Below are 5,268 nucleotides of genomic sequence, written 5' to 3'. Positions count from 1 at the left end.
CCGGTCAGCCGGCTGCTGTTCGACGGCCGAGCCCAGGATCTTGCGTTCGAAAAGCCGGTGGGAGCCAGCGCCGACCGGCGTCATCATGTCCGCCTCTGGCAGACAGGCGCGAGCGGCGACGACGGCCGGCCGCTGTGGCTCGGTTCGGCCAGCTTCGATCGCGGCGTGGGGCTGAGCCACGATACCGGCGCCATCACCCATCACATTGGCCGCGACATCGATGCCGAACGCAATTTCCTGATGCGCGATCTGGCCACCGCCGGCACACTGATCTCGACCAGGGACATGGCCGGCATCGGCGCCACCAGCAGCGGGCGCAATGGCGGCGGCGATCCCTATTTCACCGACGGCGAGGCCGTTGTCGGCGTGTTGAAGCAACTGCCGTGAGATCATGTGTTCTGAGACCAGATGGTCCGGGATCGACCTGAAAATTGGCTGTGAGCCCGATGCCGCAGACGACATCGGTTGAGAGCTGTCACTGTCATCTTCTAAAAATCTTGGCGGACTATTTTCGAAAGCCGCGCCGCAATGCTATTGACCGCTCATGCTATACGTCGAAATCGCTATCGTGGTCGTCCTCATCTGTGTGAACGGCCTTTTGTCTATGTCCGAACTCGCCATCGTCTCGTCGCGCCCGGCCAGGCTCAAGGCGATGATCGACCGCGGCGTCAACGGCGCCGGCCGGGCCCTTGAGCTTGGCTCCAATCCCGGCAAGTTCCTGTCCTCGGTGCAGATCGGCATCACTTTGGTCGGCGTTCTCTCCGGCGCGTTTTCCGGCGCCACGCTAGGCGACCGGCTGGCCACCTTCCTGGCCTCGACCGGCATGCGCGAAAACGTCGCCGATCCGGTCGGCGTCGGCATCGTCGTCGCCGTCATCACCTATTTCTCGCTGATCGTCGGCGAGCTGGTGCCCAAGCAGATCGCCTTGCGCGATCCCGAGCGCGTGGCCGCGCGGGCGGCCCCGGCAATGACCATCTTGGCCACCGTCTCGGCTCCTCTGGTCTTCCTGCTCGACATTTCCGGCCGTGCCATATTGTGGCTGCTCGGCCAGCGCGGCGAAAGCGAGGAGAAGGTTACCGACGAGGAGATCAAGATGCTGGTCGCCGAGGCCGAGCACCACGGCACCATCGAATCCGACGAGCGGCGCATGATCGCCGGTGTCATGCGGCTTGGCGACCGCGCCGTACGCGCTGTGATGACGCCGCGCACCGAGGTCGACTGGATCAATCTGCAGTCCGACGAGAGTACCATCCGCAAGCTTTTGATGGAGACCCAGCATTCGCGCCTGCCTGCGGGCGACGGTGGCGTCGACGTCATGGTCGGCGTCGTCCAGACGCGCGACGTGCTCGCCGCGCTGCTTGCCGGCCATGTGCTCGACCCGCGCAGGCATGCGCGCGCCGCCCCCATCGTCTATGACCAGGCCGACGCGCTGGACGTGTTGCAGAAGCTCAAGGAATCCGACGTGCCGATGGCGCTGGTGCATGACGAGTACGGCCACTTCGAAGGCATCGTCACCCCGGCCGATATTCTCGAAGCCATCACCGGCGTCTTCAGGGCGGACATCGATGCCGGCGACGAGGAAAACGCCGTCAAGCGCGAGGACGGCTCATGGCTGCTCGCCGGCTACATGCAGGCCGACGAAATGGCCGAGATTCTGGGCTTCGACCTGCCGGAAAACCGCGACTACGAGACCGTCGCCGGCTACGTGCTGGCGCACATGCACCATCTGCCGGCGACCGGCGAATGCGTCGACGCGCAGGGCTGGCGCTTCGAGGTGGTCGATCTCGACGGCCGCCGCATCGACAAGCTGATCGCAACCCGCCTGCCCGGCTCGCACCGAGAAGCCGTGCGCTGACCGTCAGGCACTGCTGGCTCCTGTCAGATTCGTTCTCGCTTCGATCCGCCTCAATGTGCGTCCGGAGGCGGCGCCTTAGGTGTGACGTTGCGCAGGAACGGTACGAGAGCCGTCGCGATGACGAACGCGCTCATGATCACCAGGAACGCATCCGCGTAAGCCATCGTGGATGCCTCGCGATAAGCCAGCTGCCACAGCTGTTTCAGCGAAGCAGTGTGACCGTCGGCCACTGCGCCCGGGATCTGGCCATAGCGCAGCGCGACGCCGTCGACGAGGCGCATGGCGGCCTCATTCTGTGGCGTCAGGTGCGATGCGATCATCAGGAAATGGAAGTTGGTGCGGTCGTTCAGGATGGCGCCGCAAACGGCGATGCCGACCGCGCCGCCGAGATTGCGCATCGTGTTGAACAGGCCACTGGCATATTTCAGCCGTTCGGGCGGCAGGCTGCCGAGGCCGAGATTGACGCTCGGCGCGACCGCGAAGACCTGCGGGAAGCCACGAAAGATTTGCGGCAGAAGCAGCTGCGCGGCGCCCCATTCGCTGGTGATCGCGCTGAAGCTCCACATCGACGCGCCGAAGGAGGCAAGCCCGAACATCATCAGCCAGCGCGTGTCGAAGCGCTTGGCGAGAAAGATGTAGACGGGGACGCCGACCATCGAAGCGACACCTGTGGAAAAGACCGCCAGCCCGGTCTGCAGGGCGTCGTAGCCGCGCACGTAACCGAGAAACAGCGGCGTCAGGAAGATCGTGGCAAAGATGCCGACGCCGGTGATGAACGAGAGAAAACAGCCGATCGCGAAATTGCGGTTGCCGAAGGCGCGGAAATCGACCACCGGCTGCGAATAGGTGAGGCTACGGACGACGAACAGAACCCCGGTGATCCCGGCGAGGATGGCGCCATTGCGGATTGTCGCATCATCGAACCAGTTCCAGCGCGAACCCTCCTCGAGAACATATTCAAGTGTGCCCAGACTGACCGCCATCAGGACGATGCCGATGTAGTCGGCGCCCTTCAAAAGGGACGGATCGGGTTCGTCGATCTTGACCAGGACGGCAACGAGGATCGTGATGATGGTGCCGGGAATGACGTTGACATAGAAAAGCCAATGCCAGCTCAGCGTATCGGTGATCCAGCCGCCGATGACGGGGCCGAGCGTCGGCGCGATCGAAGCGATGCTGCCAACCACCGCGGCCGCATAGACACGCCTCGGACCCTGGAAATAGTGGAACGACGAGGTGAAGACCGTCGGGATCATCGACGCGCCGAGCAGCCCCTGCAGCGCGCGGAAAGCGATCATGCTTTCGATGTTCCAGGCCAATCCGCAAAGCATGCTTGCCAGGGTGAAGCCGGCCGCCGAGATGGTGAAAAGCCATCGGGTCGAGAACACGCGCGTCAGCCAGCCCGACAGCGGGATCACGATGATTTCCGCCACCAGGTAGGATGTCTGCACCCAGCCGATCTGATCCTGGGCAGCCGACAGGCCGCCACCGATATCCTGGAGCGAGGACGCGACGATCTGGATGTCGAGAAGCGCGATGAACATCCCCACGCACATCACCATGAACGGCAGGATGCTCGCGAAGAAGGACTGCGGGACGGCACGCTCTGACATGGCGTTCTCAGTCCGACGCGGTGTCGACCGTCACGGCGGTCGACAGACCCGGCCTGAGCGCAACTTTCTGCGCCTGGTCCTGGTCGATCGTGATCCTGACGGGAACACGCTGGACGATCTTGGTGAAATTGCCGGTCGCGTTCTGCGGCGGGATCACACTGAAGATGGCCCCGGTTGCCGGCCCCAGGCTGGTGACGTGACCTTTGAGCGGCTCGTCGGGTGCAATGTCGGTATAGACCGTCGCCGCTTGCCCGTCGGCCATGTGGCGCAACTGGTCTTCCTTGAAATTGGCGTCGACCCACAACCCCGATGCCGGAACGATCGTCAGGAGATAGCTGCCGGGTGAAACATAGGTGCCGACCTGCGCCAGCCTGTTGCCGATGATCCCATCGATGGGCGAGCGGATTTCGGCAAAGCCGAGATCGAGCTGCGCGGTGTCGACATCGGCCTTGGCTGCCGCGACCGCGGCGGTTGCTTCCGAGATCTGGGTGTTGAGGACGTCGAGCTGTTGCTTCGCCGCCGCAAGTCCCGCACGGGAAGCGGCGACCGACGCCTTGGCCTGGCCATCGGCGGCAAAGCTTCTCTCGGCGTCCTGCTGGGAACCGGCCCTGGTGCTGGCCAGCACCTCATAGCGCTTCGCGTCCTGAGCGGTGAAAACGGCGGCCGCGCTCTTGGCCTCGAGATCGGCCTCGGCCTGCTCGATCACCGAATTCTGCAGCGAGATTTGGGCATGAAGGTTGTCGAGACCCGATTGCTGCTGCTGGACAGATGCCTGCGCATGCTCCAGCGCGGCCTTGAAGGACCGGTCGTCGATGCGGATCACGAGCTGACCCGCCGCGACATGCTGGTTGTCCTCGACAAGGATCTGGTCGATATAACCGGCGACCCGTGGCGCCAGCGGCGTGACGTTGCCGCCGACATAGGCGTCATCGGTCGAGACGAGAAAGCGGCCGGCCTGCCACCACTGGACGCCGTACCAGCCGGCGACGCCGATCACGACAAGGCCCGCCAACATCAGCAGCGGCCTGCGACGCTTCCTGGCGGGCATGGGAGTGGCGACAACGGAAATGGCAGGCGTGAGATTTTGGGCGACCGATGGCTGCAATTCGGCCGGCGAGAGAACCTTGTTCATCTGCCGCGCCCCTCGTCCTGGCTGTGCTGAAGCAATGCGTTGTCGACCAGCGGAAGGCCTGAGCCTTCGCTGCTGAAGCGATATCGCCGCCGCATGCGATCGGTGGCCTTGGGTGCCGTTGCCATCGCGAAGTCCTCGCTGTCGAGTTCCTTGCCGGTCTGGCGATCGACCAGCACCGGCTCGGCCCAGCGCCCGTCAGCCTTGTCCACAACGACGAGGCTGGGGCCCTCCGGCGCCAGATGCTTGTTGCCCCAAGCGAGCAAGGAAAGCAGGACCGGGCGGAAATCGCGCGCCTTGGAGGTCAGCACATATTCATGGCGAAGCGGCCGTTCGCAGTAGACGCGCTTCTCGAACAGGCCGCGCTCGACCAGGCTGTTCAGCCGCCGCGTCAGAATGTTGGGCGCAATCTCCAGGCTCTTCTGAAACTGGTCGAAGCGCGTCAGGCCCTGGAACGCATCCCGCAGCAGAAGAATGCTCCACCACTCACCCACATCGTCGAGGCTGCGCGCGATGGGGCATGGGCGGGTTTCGAAGCTTGTTTTGGCAACCATTGTCGCTGGTCTCTTTCAAAATGAAAGTGACTCATAGCCTAGTGGATTGCATTATGCAAGTGACTTGTGAGGATCGAGGGCTGGAACCCGGTTTTCAACGGAGATCGGCTAAAACAC

Annotated in this window: 5 protein-coding genes; 2 read left to right on the top strand and 3 right to left on the bottom strand. The window is 63.7% G+C overall.

All coding sequences use genetic code 11. From position 1 onward, the window contains the following. Window positions 1-387, top strand: a 387-nt coding sequence (locus tag ACXJ7R_RS24310; protein WP_457154053.1) for an LssY C-terminal domain-containing protein, incomplete at its 5' end; no start/stop codon positions are given. A 157-nt stretch (window positions 388-544) separates the two neighbouring features. Beyond that, window positions 545-1,855, top strand: coding sequence for a hemolysin family protein (locus tag ACXJ7R_RS24305; RefSeq protein ID WP_457154052.1), 1,311 nt, complete (start codon window positions 545-547; stop codon window positions 1,853-1,855). A 50-nt stretch (window positions 1,856-1,905) separates the two neighbouring features. Here the strand turns inward: ACXJ7R_RS24305 and ACXJ7R_RS24300 are convergent, their stop codons facing one another. The 3 genes from ACXJ7R_RS24300 to ACXJ7R_RS24290 are packed head-to-tail and all read right to left on the bottom strand — an operon-like array spanning window position 1,906 to window position 5,151. Then, entirely contained in the window at window positions 1,906-3,468 is a 1,563-nt protein-coding gene (locus ACXJ7R_RS24300; RefSeq protein WP_457154051.1) for a DHA2 family efflux MFS transporter permease subunit, read from the bottom strand. 7 nt (window positions 3,469-3,475) lie between these two features. After that, window positions 3,476-4,600, bottom strand: a complete 1,125-nt coding sequence (locus tag ACXJ7R_RS24295; protein WP_457154050.1) for an HlyD family secretion protein — start codon at window positions 4,598-4,600, stop codon at window positions 3,476-3,478. Further along, a complete protein-coding gene (locus ACXJ7R_RS24290; RefSeq protein ID WP_095090912.1) occupies window positions 4,597-5,151 on the bottom strand; it encodes a winged helix-turn-helix transcriptional regulator in 555 nt (184 codons plus the stop codon). Before ACXJ7R_RS24290 ends, ACXJ7R_RS24295 begins: the two co-directional genes overlap by 4 nt. Window positions 5,152-5,268: the final 117 nt, after the last annotated feature.

Source organism: Mesorhizobium sp. P5_C1 (assembly GCF_054049815.1).
Note: the sequence above shows the minus strand (reverse complement) of the source record. Positions and strands in the feature narration are given on the sequence as shown.